This window comes from Morganella psychrotolerans, from assembly GCF_001676155.1.
GTDB lineage: Bacteria > Pseudomonadota > Gammaproteobacteria > Enterobacterales > Enterobacteriaceae > Morganella > Morganella psychrotolerans.
Map to the genome: position 1 here is coordinate 853,581 of NZ_LZEW01000001.1, position 20,192 is coordinate 873,772.

The window sequence follows — 20,192 nt, forward strand, 5'->3', positions numbered from 1 at the left end:
GAACATTATAAGTAATCAATAGAATAAAGCACTATTATTTAATTCCTCATTTTAATTCCTCATTAAGATGAGGTTATTTAACAACATTAACCTATGATTAGTCAAATTCATTATTGTTGTTTCATTTACCAGTAAAGGTGGTTGATTATGCTAATCGTCGGCGGAGCGGCACAAACCCAGAAAGATTCTGTCGCATTAACAGCGTGAAAAAGCTGAAGCCGATATTCCTGAGTCTGGTGGCGGAAGATGTGACCGGCAACTCAGTAATATCAAATTTGAAGTCAAACTCAAAGATCCGTCCAAAATCGATTCATTAATATCGGAAAATTTTGGCGCAGAAGCCACCTTTGTATTTGATAATAACGCACCAGCACCTTTGATGGGGGTTATGAAAAAATCTTTATCCGCTCAACTGTGCAAAGCCAGGTGACAGTGTCACGCTTACAGGCGGGGTATCATCCCCGCGGATACGGCGCAACAACCGGGTGGCGGCGGTACTTCCGACTGCACGGGACGGCTGGGTGATAAAGGCGACCGGGATGTCATACAGCGCTTCACTGCCGATATCATCAAACCCGACCAGCGCAATTTCCCGGGTATAATAACTTTCGTTATCCCCTTGTTTTACCGCGTTTCCGGTGCTCAGTGCCGCAAAATAAGCGCCGAGCGCAGTACCTGTGTTATGACAGACAATGGCACTGACGTTAGGGTACTGATACAGAAATTCAGACACCATGCGGATAATATTTTGCTGCTTATTATCAGTCTCAACAATCCATTCCGTCCGGAACGGCAGCCCGTACTGCACTAAAGTGGAGCAGTAACCGCCGATCCGTTCAGCACGGGTCAGTGAATCACTTTCCCCGCCGAAATAGGCAATCTGTCGATGACCGTTTTTGATGAGATATTCTGTTGCCATCCTGGCGGCAACCGCATTGTCCGGGCGGACAACATCGATACCGGCAAATTCACTGGCACGGGCAGCACATACCAGCGGGATCTGATAATGGTTTACCCGCTCAACGACATCATCTGTCAGAAATTTCCCGCCGCCTACAATTACACCATCCACACCATAGCGGATCAGGCTGTCCAGCGAGCGGGTAAAACCGTCGGCTGAATTTCCGCATTGTGTCAGAAAAACCTGCTTTCCCTGAGTCTCCGCGTATTCACTGACACCGGCGGCAACTTCAGCATAAAATGGCTCAGTAATATCTTTGACAATCAGCCCGATCACATTCGAAATGTTATCGCGTAATGTCGCCGCCTGTTGGTTACGGACATAGCCCAGCGATTCAATTGCGGCATTTACTTTTTCCGCTGTTTTACGTGAGATCCGCCCTTTTCCGCTGAGTACCAGCGATACCGTTGTGACCGACACCCCGGCCAGTTGCGCCACATCCACAATCGTGACTTTTCTGAGATTCATAACGCCTGATATTTCCCTTATACACCGGATACCGCAACGAATTTTACACAATATTCGATAAAACGTTTTATCTATTTATTAAATATGATTGTCAGGTCATGTTTATTTTTTGTGATCGGGTAAGTAGTATATTTTGGTAAAACGTTTTATCTTATTTTACCTTAACGACACCACACTATACCCAACGTCATTCAAGATGCAGGCAGGCGGCAAGAGAGGATAGACGGGGAGCATACATCAGTATGTGACCCGGCTGTCTGAGCGCAGCCAACGAACCTGCAGTTTGAATGAATAAGAGTATAATAATTACAGGATACGGTATGAGTAGCCAACCAAAACAAAAAGTCACGCTCTGGGAATTTTTCCAGGGACTTGGCAAAACATTTATGCTGCCTGTCGCACTGCTCTCATTTTGCGGGATCATGCTCGGGATAGGCAGTTCGCTCAGCAGCCGTGATGTTCTCACCCTGCTGCCGTTCCTTGACCACACTGCATTCCAGCTGGTTTTCACCTGGATGAGTAAAGTCGGCTCATTTGCCTTCAGCTTTTTGCCGGTGATGTTTGCTATCGCCATTCCGCTGGGTCTGGCGCGTGAGAATAAAGGTGTCGCTGCATTTGCGGGCTTTGTCGGCTTTACGGTATTCAACCTTGCCACCAACTTTTATCTGACGGCAACCGGCGTATTACCCACAACCGACCCGCTGATACTTAAAGCACACAATATTCAGAATATCATTGGTATTCAGTCAATTGACAGCGGAATTCTGGGCGCAGTGATTGTCGGTATCATTGTTTATATGCTGCATGAGCGCTTTAATACCATCCGCCTGCCGGATGCGCTCGCATTCTTCGGCGGTACCCGGTTTGTGCCGATTATCACTACCCTGGTGCTGGGTTTATGTGGTTTATTGGTGCCGCTTATCTGGCCGTGGTTCGCAATGGGGATCAACGGATTAGGTAAGCTTATTCACAGTGCGGGTGCATTCGGTCCGATGATTTTCGGCTCCGGCGAACGGTTGTTACTGCCTTTCGGCCTGCACCATATTCTTGTCGCACTTATCCGCTTTACTGAAGCCGGCGGCACAATGGATGTGTGCGGTAATACCGTTAACGGCGCGCTGACTATCTTCCAGGCACAGCTTTCCTGCCCGGATACACAGGGTTTCGCGGCAAGTGCCACTCAGTTCCTTTCTCAGGGAAAGATGCCCGCTTTCCTCGGCGGTCTGCCTGGTGCGGCGTTAGCTATGTATCACTGCGCACATCCTGAAAACCGTCATAAAATTAAAGGATTACTGATTTCCGGTGTGGTTGCCTGTGTGATTGGCGGCACCACAGAACCGCTGGAATTCCTGTTCCTGTTTGTCGCACCGTTCCTGTATCTTATCCATGCGATCCTGACCGGTCTTGGCTTCACAGTGATGGCTGTCACCGGGGTGACTATTGGTAATACAGACGGTAACCTGATTGATTTTGTGGTCTTCGGGATCCTGCACGGCATTCAGACTAAGTGGTATATGGTGCCGGTTGTCGCCTTTATCTGGTTTGCCTCTTACTATGCGATTTTCCGTTTCGCCATTACCCGCTTTAATATCAAAACCCCAGGTCGTGACACAGAAATCAAAGCGGGTGATAAAGCGCCTGTCATCACCGGCTCAGCGGGTAAATCCGGTTATAATGTCCCTGCTATCCTTCAGGCTCTCGGCGGCAAAGAGAATATTATTTCACTGGATAACTGTATCACCCGCCTGCGGATGTCAGTTCATGATATGAGCAAAGTTGATGATGCACAGCTTAAAGCGCTGCGGGCAATCGGGGTTGTTCATCTTAATGACCATAATTTACAGGTTGTTATTGGTCCGCAGGTTCAGTCTGTCAAAGATGAACTGGATCAACTGATGAAATCTGCGCCTGACAGCGCACAACCTGTAGTTCAAAATGCGTGATAATACAAAATACTTGATAGTTCAAAACGCCTGATATTCCTCACCGCACTGCCTGTCAGTGCGGTTTTTCCCCGGAGAAACTATGCCATCTTTATTTTCTGTTCCGGTCGATCGCCACGGAACCTATTGTACTCAATGGGATTTTGTACAGGATCGCTTTGGTCTGGCAGATTTACTGCCGTTTACTATCTCTGATATGGATTTTGCCACCGCTCCGGCTATTTTGCAGGCAATCACCGACCGCACCGCGCATGGTGTATTCGGTTACAGCCGCTGGCAGCATGCGGATTTTCTCAGCGCCGTCGCACACTGGTTTTTATCCCGTTTTCAGGCGGAAATCGATACGCAATCAATCGTTTATGGTCCGTCAGTTATCTATATGGTCAGCCAGATGATCCGGTTGTGGTCACAACCCGGGGACGGGATTCTGGTTCATACCCCGGCGTATGATGCCTTTTATAAAACCATCACCGGAAACGAACGAAATATTGTGCCATGCCCGCTGGAGAAAACCGCTGATGGCTGGTGGTGTGATATGGAAAAACTGGAAACACTGCTGGCACAACCGGATACCTGTATTATGCTGTTATGCAGCCCGCATAATCCGACCGGTAAAGTCTGGACCCGCGCAGAACTGGAGACAATGGCACAACTGTGTGAGCGCCATAATGTGAAAGTGATCAGTGATGAAATTCATATGGATTTGTGCTGGTCACCGCATCAGCACACGCCGTGGTCTGAGGTCGGGCGTCAGGAATGGGCGCTGTTCACCTCAGCGTCGAAGTCCTTTAATGTTCCGGCGCTGACCGGCGCTTACGGGCTTATCAATAATGCGGTATCCCGCGAGGCCTATTTTCACCGGCTGAAAGCCTGTGACGGGCTCTCTTCCCCTGCTGTTCTGGCAATTATTGCCCATATTGCCGCATACCGGAACAGTGCGCTGTGGCTTGATGAACTGCGTGATTATCTGTTTGCTAACTTACAATATGTAAAACAGCGGTTGGATGATGCATTTCCTGAACTTAACTGGCAGATACCGGAATCGACCTATCTTGCCTGGATAGATCTGAACCCGCTGAACATTGATGACAATGTACTGCAAAATACGCTGATTAACCGGGAAAAGGTGGCGATAATGCCGGGATATACCTACGGAGAGGAAGGTCGCGGATTTTTACGTCTTAATGCAGGATGCCCGCGGGAAAAACTTGCCGCAGGCATGGATAAATTAATGAGTGCGCTGAGAACGTGCACTGAGGTAGTTCGTTCGCTGCATCCTGAATGACGTTGGGTATACATCCCGGTTATTCATGTTTGCCGACCTTATTGCGTAAAGCCCGGCGTAAATAAGAAAACGGTAAGCCGGGACATATTTTATCATCCGGCCTGCCGGTCTTCACCGCTTCCTGTTTTTCATCCTTTACCGGCGCTGTCTGCGCTTGCGGTTGGATCTTGCCGGAGGTGGTGTTATCCGCCATTTTTATTTCCCTTCTTTACTGAGCGCGTCGTTAACGGCTTCTATTTTTTGTACAGCATCATTAAGAATATCTGCGATTTTGCCGAGTTTGCCGGTATCCAGTTCACTGGTGACCAGTTTGTGGCGCAGCAATGCACGTAAGTTACCGAGAGCCTGTTCTATTTCATCGGATAACAGAGAGCCACGACGGAATGAGTCTGTTTCTTTCAGGCGCAGTGCAATTTGCTCCAGAACCCCGGCATTTTCATCCAGATGCAGCTTCCCTTCCGGTGTCAGACTGTAACTCTTGCGACCATTGCCTGTATCTTCGGCGACAATCAGAAACTGGTCTTCAAGCAGTGTCAGTGTCGGGTAAATCACACCCGGGCTGGGTGTATACAGACCTGATGTTAACTGACTGATAGATTTAATTAATTCATAACCATGACTTGGTTTTTGATTAAGGTTGGCCAGCATCATGATGCGCAGGTCACCGTGATCTAACAGACGACGAAGACCTTTGCCCCGTCCGCCCCGGCGCTGACCCCGGTGTTCGCCGTGTTCACCATGGCAACCGTGCTCTTCGTGTTCGTGGTGATCGCCATGGCAACCGTGTTCTCCGTGACCATGATGTTCACCGTGTTCGTGGTGATCACCATGACAGCAGCCTTTACTTTGTCCGTGATGTTCGTCGTGACAACTGCCATGCCCGCCGTGACGTTGACGCCCTTCCTGCGCATCGCAGGCGCGATGACGTAATGCATGTAAAAACATAGGGTAATTCCTTTTGTGATAAATAGTTTTAATTCGCGACCGATATTATACCCAACGTCATTCAAGTTGCAGGAAGGCGGCAAGGGAAGATAGATGGGGAGCATAGATAAACTATGTGACCCGGCTAGCTGAGCGAAGCCAACGAACCTGCAGTTTGAATGAATAAGAGTATAGATATATCTGTTTCGCTTTATGGATAACTATAGTCACTCCGCAGGTAAAGGTCAATTTAGATATATCTAAAGTAGCACAATTTGCGCTTAACGGGAATGATAACCACTCTCATATTGTAGCGTACAGGCAGGATGCTCTATCAACAAATAATGCTGATATGCCCGTCATGCTTCAGAATGCCCGGCGGGCGGAGTTTGCCGGGCATCCTGAATGACGTTAGGTATAGTGCAAAAAAGAAGGATCAGAAGTCAGGATTGGTCAGAATGATTTTACCGGTTAAATCCCCTGACTCCATCAGTTGATGGGCTTTTACCACATCCGCCAGATCAAAAGTATGGCTTATCAGCGGTTTTATTTTCCCCGCCCGTAATAATGGCCAGACTTTTTGTGCAAGGTCACGGGCAATAACGGCTTTTTCTTCCGGCGTCCGCGCCCGCAGGGTTGATCCTGTGTGGGTCAGGCGTTTTACCATCAGCGGCATCATGTTCAGATTTTGCGGATTGCCGCGCATCAGCCCTATCTGGATTATCCGCCCCGCTTTTGCGGCAACTTCATAGTTTTTCTGAATATAATCGCCACCGATAATATCCACAACCATATTGACACCCTGCCCGCCGGTCAGGTCAGGAATGACCTGCGCAAAGTCGGCTTCCCGGTAATTAATCACATGATCAGCACCCAGTTGCCGGGCAACATCTGCTTTTTCTGCCGAGCCGACGGTGGTGTACACCGTTGCACCAAATGCTTTCGCCAGCATGATTGCCACACTGCCGATACCGGATGTGCCGCCGTGAATCAGCACACTCTCTTCACTCTGCAACTTACCAATCTGAAAGACATTCGCCCAGACCGTAAAGAAATTTTCAGGAATACCGGCTGCATCCGTATAACTCAGGTTTTCCAGAGGCAGAGCGATACTGTCATGGACGAGGCAGTATTGTGCGTATCCGCCGCCCGCCACAAGTGCGCAAATTTTATCACCCACCTGCCAGCGTTTACAATCTTCACCGACGGCGACCACCTCACCCGCAATTTCAAGCCCCGGCACAGGAGAGGCATCCGGCGGCGGCGGGTAACTGCCCATCCGCTGAAACACATCAGGCCGGTTAACTCCGGCAGCCGCGACTTTAACCAGCAGGTATTCTCCCTGTACCTTAGGCAATGGCGTTTCAATTACCTGTAATACCTCCGGGCCACCGGGCCTGGTAATATCTATTGCCATCATTGATTCGGGTAATGTATGTGAAATCATTACGTTTCCTTAAACAGTCCTGGGATACCCTGATTCATTCAAACTGCAGGTTCGTTGGCTGCATCCTGAATGACGTGAGGTATATAGTAACAAGTCTTTTTATGACTAATTCCGGGCTTCAGATAAATTTACAGCGGTATCATCATACCGCCACTTATAAAAGATAGCATAGCAAGATGACGAAAATGTAATATCGGCGATGTCTTCTTTTATATTCCCATAACAAAAATAAGGGCTATTTTTACGCTCCTGCTAAACGTCATTTCATTGCAAAGCTCCGTTGCAAATATGTGATTGAATTTAATGTATCACACTGTTTTACAACGAATGGTGAACGTCTTATTTACATTTTGGTATATTATTAACATGTTGATCTGTAATAAATTGACCTGAAATTGACTTATTCGTTGTTTCCGGTCGGATTAATGAGACTTTAATCAAAAAAAATCACATTACGACATCACGAAAAAAAGCATATTATGTCAATATTATGCGCCTGTTTTTAGCCGGGTATAATTATATTTAAACTCAGACCACTTACCACTTTTGGTAGTCTGTGATAAAATTGATTCAAATCAATATTATTTCAAGAGCAAGCCTATGATCCCGGAAAAACGTGTTGTACGTAGAATTCAATCAGGCGGCTGTGCGATCCATTGCCAGGATTGCAGCATCAGCCAGCTGTGTATCCCTTTTACGCTTAATGAGCATGAGCTGGATCAGCTTGATAATATCATTGAGCGCAAGAAACCTATCCAGAAAGGCCAGGCGCTGTTCAAAGCCGGAGATGAACTGAAATCTCTGTATGCTATCCGCTCCGGAACCATCAAGAGTTATACCATTACAGAAGAAGGTGATGAGCAAATCACCGGTTTCCATCTGGCCGGTGACCTGGTGGGTTTTGATGCCATTATCAATACTGAACACCCAAGCTTCGCACAGGCACTGGAAACATCCATGGTCTGCGAAATTCCGTATGAAACCTTAGATGACCTCTCAGGAAAAATGCCGAATTTACGCCAGCAGATGATGCGCCTGATGAGCGGCGAAATTAAAGGCGACCAGGAAATGATCCTGTTGTTGTCTAAAAAGAATGCAGAAGAACGCTTAGCGGCATTTATCTATAATTTATCACGCCGTTTTGCGCAGCGTGGTTTTTCTCCGCGTGAATTCCGCCTGACCATGACCCGTGGTGATATCGGTAACTACCTCGGCCTGACTGTCGAAACAATCAGTCGTTTACTGGGGCGTTTCCAGAAAAGCGGCATGCTGGCAGTAAAAGGCAAGTATATTACGATTGAAGATATGGATCAGCTGGCAGCCCTCGCCGGTAAAGTACCTGCTCTGCCGCAGGACTGATTAATAAAGACTCCGGGACTGCATTTCTCTGCGCTTTAATCTGCACCAGACCGAATTATTTCGGTTTGGTGCTAATATTTCCTACATTCCTGCTCCGGTTTGGTTTATCTTTACAGATACGAATCCCGTTCCGCGAGGAGAGATGAATGTCTGACTATCAGAACCTCTTAGTTGCAATAGACCCCAATCAGGATGATCAGCCGGCATTACGGCGTGCGGTATATATCGTGCAACGCAATGGCGGACGAATCAAAGCTTTCTTACCCATCTATGACCTCTCTTATGACATGACAACCCTGCTCTCCCCTGAAGAGCGGGATGCGATGCGCAAAGGTGTTATTGCTCAGCGCAGTGCATGGATTAAACAGCAGGCGCGTTATTATCTGGAAGCCGGCATCGACATTGAAGTAAAAGTCGTGTGGCATAACCGCCCTTATGAAGCCATTATCAAAGAAGTGATCAGCGGCGGGCATGACCTGATGCTGAAAATGGCACATCAGAATGATAAGTTTGAGTCACTGATATTCACCCCGCTTGACTGGCATCTGCTGCGCAAATGTCCGTGTCCGGTCTGGATGGTGAAAGATAAAGTCTGGCCGGAACAAGGTTCTGTGGTGGTCGGCGTGAATCTGTCAAATGAAGAGTCTTATCACGATGCACTGAATCTGAAGCTGGTGGCGCTCACACAAGAACTTGCCAAACGGGTAGTCAAAGATCCCGCTATTCATCTGGTCAGTGCGTATCCGGTTGCCCCTATTAATATCGCAATTGAATTGCCGGACTTTGACCCGAATACCTATAACAACGCTCTGCGCGGACAGCACCTTATCGCGATGAAAGAGCTGCGTCAGAAATTCGCCATCGGCGAGGAATACACGCATGTTTATGAGGGATTGCCGGAGAAAGTCATTCCTGAAGTGACCGCAGAACTGAATGCCGGTGTGGTTGTGTTGGGGATTATCGGGCGGACCGGGATTTCGGCGGCATTCCTCGGTAACACAGCCGAGCACGTCGTTGATCATCTCAAGTGTGACCTTCTGGCAGTAAAACCGGATGGTTTTGTATGCCCGATTGATACTGACGATGATGATTAATCACTGATTGATTTTTCAGCTATATAAAAGCCGCATAAAAAAAGCGGGTGATTATGATTAATCACCCGCTTTTCGCTTTAACAGCTTTAACATCAATTGTTAACAGTTAATGTTAACAACCGGTTTTACAGTGAACGCAAAATTGCTTCACAACTGGCTTTGGCATCGCCAAATAACATCTGGGTATTTTCTTTAAAGAACAGCGGATTCTGAACCCCGGCATAACCGGTATTCATCGAACGTTTGAATACAATCACGTTCTGCGCTTTCCATACTTCCAGAACCGGCATTCCCGCAATCGGACTGTTCGGGTCATCCAGCGCCGCCGGGTTAACCGTATCATTTGCACCGATCACCAGAACCACATCGGTATCTTTGAAATCATCATTGATTTCATCCATTTCCAGCACGATGTCATACGGTACTTTTGCTTCAGCCAGCAACACATTCATGTGACCAGGCAGACGCCCTGCCACCGGATGAATACCAAAACGTACCTTGATGCCTTTATCACGCAGCTTCTGCGTAATATCGTGCACCGGATACTGTGCCTGGGCAACCGCCATACCATAGCCCGGAGTGATGATAACGGATGTGGCATTTTTCAGCATATCCGCTACTTCTTCCGCGTTGACTTCACGGTGCTCGCCGACTTCTTCATCACCGGAGCTTGCCGTTCCGTCTGTTCCGAAGCCGCCTGCAATGACACTGAAGAAGGAGCGGTTCATTGCCTTACACATAATATAAGACAGAATCGCACCGGACGAACCAACCAGCGCACCTGTGACAATCAGCAGGTCGTTGCTCAGCATGAAACCGGCTGCTGCTGCTGCCCATCCTGAATAGGAGTTGAGCATAGACACCACGACCGGCATATCCGCACCGCCGATAGAGGCGACAAGGTGCCAGCCGAATGCCAGGGCAATTACTGCCATCACGATTAAGGTGAGAACCTGTAACCCTGCGCTGTCTGTCTTAACAAAGGTCCATAACAACAGGAAAGAGACAACCAGTGCCGCCAGGTTCAGTTTATGGCGGTTAGGCAGCATCAGCGGTTTTGAGGATAACTTACCGCATAATTTGCCGTACGCAACAATTGAGCCGGTGAATGTTATCGCACCAATGAATATGCCGAGGAACACTTCAGTCAGGTGAATGTTGTTCATCACCGATGACGTCAGCGCCTGGTTGTGATCCATATAACTGTTGAAACCGACCAGAACGGCGGCCAGCCCCACAAAGCTGTGTAAAATAGCAACCAGCTCCGGCATTTCAGTCATTTCGACTTTACGCGCCAGACGAATACCAATCACAGCACCAATCACCATCGCCACAATTATCCAGCCGATATTGGATGAATACGGTCCGAAAATGGTAGCAGCCAGTGCGATAGCCATCCCGATCACACCCAGCAGATTGCCGCGCTGAGAGGTTTCGTGGCGGGATAACCCGGCCAGGCTGAAAATAAACAAGATTGCGGCAACAATATATGCCGCTGTAACGACTCCGCCAGACATATTCATTACCCCTTACGAAACATTTTAAGCATACGCTGAGTGACGGTAAAACCGCCGAAGATATTGATACTGGCAATCAGCACCGCAATAAAGGAGAAAAATGTTACCCAGCCGCCGCTGCCTATTTGCAGAAGTGCGCCGACAACAATAATGCCCGAAATCGCATTGGTTACCGCCATTAATGGCGTGTGCAGTGCATGGCTGACATTCCAGACCACGTAGTAACCAACCACACAGGAGAGCGCAAAAACAGTAAAGTGGGATAAAAACTCCGCCGGAGCGACATTTGCGAGCCAGGCAAACAGAACAAACGCCAGTGCCATCAGTCCGTATTTCAGCCACGGAGACATTGGTTTTGCCGGTTTTTTCTCAGCTTTCACCGCAGCAGGTTTTGCTTGTGGCTGAGCGGAAACCTGAATCGGCGGTGCCGGCCAGGTGATTTCACCGGCTTTTACCACGGTCAGACCACGGATAACCACATCATCAAAATCAATCGTGATTTCGCCGTTTTTCTCTTTGCACATCAGCTTCATCAGGTTCACCAGGTTGGTGCCGTAAAGCTGAGAGGACTGTGTTGCCAGACGCGCGGCGAGATCGGTATAACCGATGATTTTCACCCCGTTTTCGGTGGTGTGAATCTCACCCGGTACTGTCAGTTCACAGTTACCGCCGTTTTGCGCGGCTAAATCGACAATCACACTGCCCGCTTTCATCGACTCAACCATGTCTTTTGTGATGAGTTTTGGTGCAGGACGTCCCGGAATCAGTGCGGTGGTCACAATGATATCAACGTCTTTTGCCTGTTCAGCAAACAGTGCCATTTCTGCCTTAATAAAGGCTTCTGACATTACTTTTGCGTAACCGTCACCGCTGCCTGCATCTTCCTCAAAATGCAGCTCGAGGAAATCAGCGCCCATACTGTTGACCTGTTCTTTTACTTCAGGACGGGTATCGAACGCGCGGACTATCGCCCCCAGGCTGCCTGCGGCACCAATCGCGGCAAGACCGGCAACACCGGCACCGATAACCAGCACTTTCGCAGGCGGAATTTTACCGGCGGCAGTGATTTGCCCGGTGAAAAAACGACCGAATGCATTGGCGGCTTCAACTATCGCGCGGTAACCGGCGATATTGGCCATCGAACTTAGCGCATCCAGTGACTGAGCACGGGAAATACGCGGAACGGAGTCCATTGCAAAGACGTTAACACCCTGTGCAGACAACTTTTCAAGCAGTTGCGGGTTTTGGGCGGGCCAGATAAAGCTGACCAGAGAGCTGCCTGCTTTCATCAGCGGAATTTCGCTGTCCAGCGGCGCATTCACTTTAAAAATAATGTCAGATTGCCAGACATCCTGTGTGCCGGCGATATCTGCACCGGCGTCACGGTAAGCGTTGTCATCAAAACTGGCAAGATGACCGGCTCCTGTTTCAACAACCACATCAAACCCGAGTTTTTTCAGTTGTACAATGGTAGCCGGCGTGGCGGCGACCCGGGTTTCACTGGACTGTCGCTCTTTTGGTACACCAATACGCATAATGTTCCCTTATCTGTACCCTTATTCATTCAACCCGCAGGTTCGTTGACCGCAGTCAGCCAGCCCGCACCTTGAATGACGTTGGGTAATAAGCTCAAGTGTTTACAGGCATGCTGGTCAGACTTGTGCATAAAAAAACAGCCATCTGCACGAAATCAGATCAAACACACCCTTTTATCTGAAATGTCCTAATAACCTACTGAAAAATGTGATATCGATCCATCTAATTCATTCGTAAATTCATACTAAACAGTATTTCCCCGGACAGAAAATTATTTTGCCGATAAATGACTATGATTGCATAAATTTGTGGTAAAAATAGCTGTATGATTAACAGTCTTAAATTCGCACCATAAATTAAAGCGACAACAAGCACAAATACATGTCATAATCGGGCGGCCAGGATATAAAATTACAGGTTCAGCACGTTATGAATATTAATTGCGCAAGGCGGAAGGATTTTGTATGAAGCTGAAAACAACGGTCATCGCATCTGCGATGTTTTTTTTCATTTACGAGTCTGCTGCCGGTTCACGCAGCACAGGAATTAACGCCGGAGCAAGCGGCTCAATACCAACCTTTTGAGCGCATTGCCGTTACAGGCCGTTTCAATGCAATTTACGAAGCTGCTGCCGCCGTTTCCCGTAAAGCAGACAAAATGGGTGCCGATGCTTTCTATATCCAGAGCCTCGATGATCTTAACAGCAACGGAAATATGCGTGTAGTTGCTGATGTCTACCACAAAGATGCTGCACCGGCTGAAAAGAAAAGCTACCGGTCATTCCGCGGTATTAATGAACTACCTGAAAAAGATGCCATTGGTCTCCAGCCTTTCGACACAGTGACAGTAAACGGGTATTTCGCCAACAGTCCTGATCTGAATGATGCTATTGCCAAAGAAGCCATCAAAAAAGGCGCAGCCTCTTTCTTTATCGTCCGTAATATTTTTACCAATGACGGCGGTAATCAGCTGGCAACGGCGTATGTTTATAAAGCCGATGCACCTAAACGTATTCTTCAGACCGATGAAGCCCTGATCCCTGCTGATTCAGATGCCGGACGTGCCGCACTGGCAGCCGGTGGTGAAGCCGCTAAACAGGTTGAAATCCCGGGCGTTGCCTCTTCAACAGATACTGCCGGTAACAGCGTAGGCCGTTTCTTTGAAACCCAGGCATCACGCGGCGGGCGTTACACTGTTACCCTGCCGGACGGTACGAAAGTAGAAGAGCTGAATAAAGCCTCTGCCGCTGTTATGGCTCCGTTTGACAGCGTAACCTTCACCGGTTATTACACGACCTCTCCGGAAGTGTCTTATCAGGTTGCTAAACGTGCAGCAGCCAAAGGTGCTAAATTTTACCACATTACCCGCCAGTGGCAGGCAAGTGGTGGTAACGTGACCATCAGCGCGGATTTATACAAGTAATTCCCTGCCGGTCAGCAAAAAAAAGCGTATCGTCTGATACGCTTTTTTTATACCATTAAATCAGCCCGTTAACCTTAATCCTCATAATCTGCTGCAAATGAATTAATTAACAGCGAATATGCATAATATAATGCAATTAATGCATGATTAAACATTGCATATCCCCCCGAGTCTCCGTACAATCAGCGCCAATTTTTGCGTATTCAGTCAAATTGATTGCATGAATACCCTGTACATATATTACCGTTGCAAACTTACCGGGATGGTACTTTGGATAAAAAACTCAGTTTAACCGCGCTTACGGCATTAGTGCTCAGTTCAATGGTCGGCGCCGGTGTTTTCAGTCTGCCGCAGAATATGGCGGAAGTCGCCAGCCCGGCGGCGCTGATCATCGGTTGGTCAATTACCGGCGTCGGCATTCTCTTTCTCGCTTTTGCATTACTGCTTCTTTCCCGTTTGCGCCCTGATCTCGATGGCGGCATTTTTACGTATGCCAAAGATGGATTCGGCGAACTGATAGGTTTCTGTTCAGCGTGGGGATACTGGCTGTGTGCCGTAATTGCCAACGTGTCTTATCTGGTTATCGTGTTTGCTGCATTCAGTTTTTTTTACTGATACACCTGACCATATTGTTTTTGGTGATGGTAATACCTGGCAGTCACTGATTGGTGAATCTGTTCTGCTGTGGATTGTTCATTGCCTGGTTCTGCGCGGTGTTCAGACTGCTGCCGGTATCAATAAACTTGCCACATTTGCTAAGCTGGTGCCTCTCGGTCTGTTTATTGTGCTTGCGGTGATTGCTTTCCGCTGGGATACGTTCCACCTCGATTTTACCGGTGTTGAGCTGGGTGTCCCGGTCTGGCAACAGGTGAAAGACACGATGCTTATCACATTGTGGGTTTTTATCGGAATTGAAGGTGCGGTTGTTGTCTCTGCCCGCGCGCGGCGGCGTAAAGATGTCGGGCTGGCTACCATGTTTGCCGTGGTGTCGGCATTAAGTATCTATATTTGTGTAACGCTGTTGTCTATGGGGGTTGTTGCACGCCCGGAACTGGCTGAAATGCGCAACCCGTCGATGGCCACACTGATGGTGAATCTGATTGGCGGCAGCGGCGAAATTATTATTGCGGCGGGTTTGATAGTCTCTGTCTGTGGCGCATATCTGAGCTGGACAATTATGGCTGCTGAAGTCCCGTTTATTGCAGCACTTCACGGCTCTTTTCCGTCTCCGTTCAAAAAACAGAATGCGAACAATACGCCATCGACATCATTATGGATGACGAACTGCGCTGTGCAGCTTGCCCTGGTGCTGATCTGGCTGAGTGGCAGCAATTATAATACATTGCTTACTATTGCGTCTGAAATGATTCTGGTGCCCTACTTCCTTGTCGGTGCTTTCCTGGTAAAAACAGCCCTGAGACTAAAAAAACCGGCACTGCTGGGTGTGGGAATGGTCGCGGCACTGTACGGATTATGGCTGATTTATGCCTCAGGTTTGCTCAATCTGCTACTTTCCGTGGTACTTTACGCCCCGGGAATCCTGGTATTTCTGTACGCGCTGCAAAATCGCGAAATAAAAACCACGCTGCACTTTGTTGAGTGGACCATTATAGCCCTTCTGCTTGCAGGCGCGGTTCCTGCGCTCTGGTATTTAGTCAGATAACTGTCTTGAGCTGAACGGGCCACCCGGCCCGCTCAGCTATGTCTGTAAATCCACACGCCACCCCTTTATTCCTGTTACGCGAATAGCATCGCGATAGCTTCCCCTTTCTGTTTTTAAATAAAGATAAATTGTATGTTGTAACTAAATAGGTATCTCAGTAAAAATGTGTGCGATCTATTTTTCCATGATTGTAATCAACACTGAGTTCGGCGGGTATAAGAGATTCATTCAGCCTTTTTTTAAACCCCTGCTTACCCTGACTGGCTCGCCATTCTTTCACTGTTTTCAAAATACCCGCCGGAGAATCATCTTCCCCGTCATTAGGATAATAGATCAGGCCGTTACCACGAGGATGTTCTGATAATTAATACAATGAATTAAACAGAGTTTATTTTTTATTTATCACAAATTTTAAATTTCACGTTATTTTACACAAAAAAAAAACGGGCACTTCTGTGCCCGCTGATGGGTAAAAAATCAATTACTGTACAAAAACACAGTACCCCGTAAAAACGGCACTTTACCCGCTGATTTGTGTCATTGCCTGGATAATTCGTTTATCAGAAACCGGATATGGTGTGCCTAATTGTTGGGCGAACAGACTGATCCGCAACTCTTCAATCATCCAGCGTACCGCTTCGGCTTCCGGTTTACGCTTGTCCACCGGTGATAATTTACCCTGCCACTGCTTCCAAAGGTTTTGAATATGCTCAATTTTATTCATATTGGCTCTGTCGCGGTTCACATCCGCCATCAGTTTTTCAATACGCCGCTCTATCCCCTGCAAATAACGCAGAACATCCGGCAGGCGCTGCCAGCCATGTGATGTCACAAAGCCCGGGAAAACCAGACCGGACATCTGTGCTTTGATGTCAGAGAGCGCAAACGCCATTTGCATATCAATCCGCCCTTTCAGACGCTTGTTAATGGCAAATGTGGTTGTCAGGATTTGCTCCACCAGCCGGGCAATGCCGACCACGGTTTCATTCAGCTCCGCGCGGACAAACTCCTGTAATTGCGCGAATTTTTCTTCCTGCCGGACAACCCCGCCAAACTGAGCAACCAGCTTATCGATACCGCAGGCGATACAGTCATCAATCAGCTCCAGCACCTTACCGTACGGGTTAAAATACAGACCGAGCTTGGCTTTATTCGGTAGTTTTTCATGAAGATATTTAACCGGAGACGGAATATTGAGCAGCAACAGACGCCGCGTTCCCGCCAGCATCGCCAGTTGTTGTTCAAATTCGGTTTCGAACACCTTAATCCCGACACTCTGCTTTTCATCAACCAGCGCAGGATAGGCTTTTACGGCATATCCGCCCCGCTTTTGCTCATAACAATCAGGAATATCGCCGAAACGCCAGATGTGCGCGCCACTTTGTTCGATACCATCATCCACCACATCCGACAGTGTCTGCTGAACTTCCGCTTTCAGGCTGATCTTCAGAGCATCCAGATCATATCCTTCCGCGAGTTTTTTTCTGTTTATCGCCCACAACACGGAAAGTCATTTTCAGGTGAGAAGGAACCTGCTCCGGCTGCCAGGATTCGCGATCAATCGTCACACCTGTCATACGGCGCAATTCGCGCTCCAGTGCATCCAGCAGTCCGCCCTGCGGCTCAGGAACCCGCTCCATGCAAGCGCCTGCATAGTTAGGCGCAGGAACAAAATTACGGCGCACCGGTTTCGGCAGTGATTTTATCCATGCAATGATAAGCTCTTCCCGCAATCCCGGGATCTGCCAGTCAAATCCGTCAGGACTGACCTGATTGAGAACCGGCAACGGAATATGTACGGTCACGCCGTCGGCTTCGGTTCCGGGTTCAAACTGATAACTCAGACGGAATTTTAAATCCCCCTGATACCAGTAATTCGGATAATCCTGCGCTGTTACCTGGTCCGCATCAGAGCGGATAAGCATATTTTTCTCATAACTGAGAAAATCCGGTTTTTGCAGCCGTTCCCGTTTCCACCAGTTATCAAAGTGTTGCGATGAAACGATCTCCGGCGGCAGACGCGTATCATAGAAACTGAACAAGGTTTCGTCATCAACCAGAATATCGCGGCGTCGCGATTTGTGTTCCAGCTCTTCCACTTCATTACGCAACGTCTGATTGTCGCGGAAAAATGTATGCCGCGTCAGCCAGTCGCCTTCGACCAGTGCATTACGGATAAACAACTCACGACACAGCGCCGGGTCAATATTGCCGTAATTGACCGGACGCGCTGCCACAACCGGCAGACCATAAAGAGTGACTTTTTCTGTCGCCATCACCGCACCCTGTGATTTCTCCCAGTGCGGCTCGCTGTAATGATATTTAACCAAGTGCTGCGCTAATGGCTCTATCCAGTCAGGCTCTATCTTCGCGGCAATACGCCCCCATAAGCGGCTGGTTTCCACCAGCTCAGCCACCATTGCCCATTTTGGCGGCTTCTTAAACAGCCCGGAACCAGGGAAGATAGAGAAACGCGCATTACGCGCACCGGTAAATTCCTGCTTCTCAACATCTTTCTGCCCGATATGAGAAAGCAGCCCGCTCAGCAGTGACAGATGAATACTGCGGCTTACCGCCGGTTCGCTGTTCACCGGGATGCCTTGTTCTTTCACAACCTGGCGCAACTGGGTATAAACATCCTGCCATTCGCGGATCCGCAGATAGTTGAGAAACTCCTGGCGACACTGTTTGCGCAGTTGTGAATTGGATAAGACTTTTTGTTGTTCTTTCAGATAGTTCCACAAATTCACAAATGAAATAAAATCAGATTCTTTATCCACAAAGCGCCGGTGTTTTTCATCAGACGCCTGCTGTTTTTCCATCGGTCGTTCACGGGGGTCCTGAATCGACAGTGCCGCCGCAATGATCATCGTTTCACGGACAGCTCCGTGATTACGGGCTTCCAGCACCATTCTCGCCAGGCGCGGGTCAATCGGCAGTTTTGCCAGTTGGCGGCCGGTCTGTGTCAGTTGATAGTGATTTTCCTTCGAGGCATTGGTATCAATTGCGCCAAGTTCTTCCAGCAGTTTTACACCATCCTGAATATTGCGCTTGTCCGGCGCTTCGACAAACGGAAACGCGCCGATATCACCCAGCCCGATAGCCGTCATTTGTAAAATAACGGAAGCCAGATTAGTGCGCAGGATTTCCGGATCGGTAAATTCCGGGCGGGTCAGGAAATCATCTTCTGAATAGAGACGGATACAAATCCCGTCAGAAACGCGCCCGCAGCGTCCTTTGCGCTGATTGGCAGATGCCTGTGAAATCGGCTCTACCGGCAGACGCTGGACTTTTGTGCGGTAACTGTAGCGGCTGATACGGGCGAAACCGGTATCAATGACATATTTGATACCGGGCACCGTCAGGGAGGTTTCTGCTACGTTAGTCGCCAGAACAATCCGCCGGCCGGTATGTGGCTGAAAGATCCGGTTCTGTTCACTGTTGGAGAGCCGCGCAAATAACGGCAGAACTTCCGTAAAGCGCAGATCCGCTTTATTGAGGGCATCGGCAGTTTCGCGGATCTCCCGCTCCCCGCTCATAAAGATAAGGATATCACCGGCACTTTCGCGTCCGAGTTCATGGACTGCATCCAGAATGCCCTGAGTCAGATCGCGATCCGCGTCATTGTCATCCCCCATCACCGGACGGTAACGCACCTCTACCGGATAGGTGCGACCGGAGACTTCAATGATCGGCGCATTACTGAAATGACGTGAAAACCGTTCCGGATCGATCGTCGCGGAGGTGATGATCACTTTCAGATCAGGGCGTCTAGGCAGAAGCTGGCGCAGATAGCCCAGAATGAAGTCAATATTCAGACTGCGTTCGTGTGCTTCATCAATAATGATCGTGTCATATTGCAGCAGAAGTTTATCCTGTTGCAGTTCCGCCAGCAGGATCCCGTCGGTCATCAGTTTAATCAGCGAATTATCACCGACCTGATCACTGAAGCGGACTTTATACCCGACAGCCGCACCCAGCGGTACTTTCAGCTCTTCCGCAATACGGGAGCCGACGGTGCGGGCCGCCAGACGCCGCGGTTGTGTATGGCCGATAAACCCGGTGATACCGCGTCCCAGCTCAAGACAGATTTTCGGGATCTGCGTGGTTTTCCCGGATCCGGTTTCCCCGGCGATGATCACCACCTGATGGTCACGGATCGCGTTATAAATGACATCGCGCATCTGCGATACCGGCAGATTACCCGGATAGGTTATTTCCGGGCGGCTTGCTATCCGCTGCTCTGTCCGGGTAATGCCGTGCAGTATTTCATCCTGCAACGCGCTGAGCACTTTTTTTCTGTGACTCCGGGTTATGGATTTTCGCAACACCGGAAAGCCGTTTGCGGAACTGCCATTGATCCCGCAGCGATAAATGGGGGATCAGTTGTTTTAATTCATTAAGAAGGGAATTCACCTTGCTATCCTTCTGATAGGTAATCTGTGGTTGCCTGTATGGTCCGGCTTTTTATGCAGCGGTTGTTACTATTCGTTATTATCCCGTTTTTGGTGTAACACACGACGCATTATTTTCAGTAAACTGGTGTTTTATGGCGGATGGATCCCTTCTAAGC

Annotated in this window: 11 protein-coding genes and 5 pseudogenes; 7 read left to right on the plus strand and 9 right to left on the minus strand. The window is 48.6% G+C overall.

The window, feature by feature from the left end; all coding sequences use genetic code 11:
* Positions 1–214: 214 nt before the first annotated feature.
* Positions 215–396 (plus strand): annotated as a pseudogene (locus tag AYY16_RS20830) (hypothetical protein); the annotation flags it as partial.
* 4 nt (positions 397–400) lie between these two features.
* On the opposite strand, the gene malI reads toward AYY16_RS20830, so the two are convergent.
* The gene (gene malI, locus AYY16_RS04225) at positions 401–1,429 is read right to left on the minus strand and encodes a Mal regulon transcriptional regulator MalI (protein WP_067362474.1); all 1,029 of its coding nucleotides are present in this window, start codon (positions 1,427–1,429) and stop codon (positions 401–403) included.
* Positions 1,430–1,749: 320 nt separating this feature from the next.
* Between malI and malX the strand changes: the two genes are divergently transcribed.
* Positions 1,750–3,372: a maltose/glucose-specific PTS transporter subunit IIBC gene (gene malX, locus AYY16_RS04230; RefSeq protein ID WP_067362476.1), complete on the plus strand. Its 1,623-nt coding sequence runs from the start codon at positions 1,750–1,752 to the stop codon at positions 3,370–3,372.
* A gap of 82 nt (positions 3,373–3,454) precedes the next feature.
* Entirely contained in the window at positions 3,455–4,657 is a 1,203-nt protein-coding gene (locus AYY16_RS04235) for a MalY/PatB family protein (protein ID WP_067362479.1), read from the plus strand.
* 19 nt (positions 4,658–4,676) lie between these two features.
* Here the strand turns inward: AYY16_RS04235 and AYY16_RS20525 are convergent, their stop codons facing one another.
* The 3 genes from AYY16_RS20525 to AYY16_RS04250 form a co-directional block, all read right to left on the minus strand.
* On the minus strand, positions 4,677–4,850 hold the full coding sequence (locus AYY16_RS20525) for a hypothetical protein (RefSeq protein WP_166417013.1): 174 nt from the start codon (positions 4,848–4,850) through the stop codon (positions 4,677–4,679).
* Between the two features lie 2 nt (positions 4,851–4,852).
* On the minus strand, positions 4,853–5,602 hold the full coding sequence (locus AYY16_RS19535; protein ID WP_082970581.1) for a PadR family transcriptional regulator: 750 nt from the start codon (positions 5,600–5,602) through the stop codon (positions 4,853–4,855).
* Between the two features lie 415 nt (positions 5,603–6,017).
* A complete protein-coding gene (locus AYY16_RS04250) occupies positions 6,018–7,028 on the minus strand; it encodes an NAD(P)H-quinone oxidoreductase (RefSeq protein ID WP_067362488.1) in 1,011 nt (336 codons plus the stop codon).
* Positions 7,029–7,628: 600 nt separating this feature from the next.
* Here AYY16_RS04250 and fnr point away from each other — a divergent pair.
* Together fnr and uspE are read left to right on the plus strand one after the other, a co-directional pair.
* A complete protein-coding gene (gene fnr, locus AYY16_RS04255) occupies positions 7,629–8,387 on the plus strand; it encodes a fumarate/nitrate reduction transcriptional regulator Fnr (protein WP_067362491.1) in 759 nt (252 codons plus the stop codon).
* Between the two features lie 146 nt (positions 8,388–8,533).
* Positions 8,534–9,481: a universal stress protein UspE gene (uspE, locus tag AYY16_RS04260; protein WP_067362494.1), complete on the plus strand. Its 948-nt coding sequence runs from the start codon at positions 8,534–8,536 to the stop codon at positions 9,479–9,481.
* Positions 9,482–9,606: 125 nt separating this feature from the next.
* Here the strand turns inward: uspE and pntB are convergent, their stop codons facing one another.
* Together pntB and pntA are read right to left on the minus strand one after the other, a co-directional pair.
* On the minus strand, positions 9,607–10,998 hold the full coding sequence (gene pntB / locus AYY16_RS04265) for a Re/Si-specific NAD(P)(+) transhydrogenase subunit beta (protein WP_067364679.1): 1,392 nt from the start codon (positions 10,996–10,998) through the stop codon (positions 9,607–9,609).
* Between the two features lie 5 nt (positions 10,999–11,003).
* Positions 11,004–12,533, minus strand: a complete 1,530-nt coding sequence (gene pntA / locus AYY16_RS04270; RefSeq protein ID WP_067362497.1) for a Re/Si-specific NAD(P)(+) transhydrogenase subunit alpha — start codon at positions 12,531–12,533, stop codon at positions 11,004–11,006.
* A gap of 465 nt (positions 12,534–12,998) precedes the next feature.
* Here pntA and ydgH point away from each other — a divergent pair.
* Both ydgH and AYY16_RS04280 read left to right on the plus strand, forming a co-directional pair.
* A pseudogene (ydgH, locus tag AYY16_RS04275) lies at positions 12,999–13,956 on the plus strand (DUF1471 family protein YdgH).
* A 270-nt stretch (positions 13,957–14,226) separates the two neighbouring features.
* Positions 14,227–15,619: pseudogene (locus tag AYY16_RS04280) on the plus strand (basic amino acid/polyamine antiporter).
* 154 nt (positions 15,620–15,773) lie between these two features.
* On the opposite strand, the pseudogene AYY16_RS21645 reads toward AYY16_RS04280, so the two are convergent.
* From AYY16_RS21645 to AYY16_RS21650, 3 genes and pseudogenes are all read right to left on the minus strand, one after another.
* A pseudogene (locus tag AYY16_RS21645) lies at positions 15,774–15,971 on the minus strand (bacteriocin immunity protein); the annotation flags it as partial.
* 168 nt (positions 15,972–16,139) lie between these two features.
* Positions 16,140–19,899, minus strand: a pseudogene (gene hrpA, locus AYY16_RS04285) (ATP-dependent RNA helicase HrpA).
* Positions 19,889–20,035 carry a hypothetical protein gene (locus AYY16_RS21650; protein ID WP_412778949.1) on the minus strand — a complete coding sequence of 49 codons (147 nt, stop codon included), beginning with the start codon at positions 20,033–20,035 and terminating at the stop codon, positions 19,889–19,891. The pseudogene hrpA and the gene AYY16_RS21650 overlap by 11 nt, the downstream one beginning before the upstream one ends.
* Positions 20,036–20,192 lie beyond the last annotated feature (157 nt).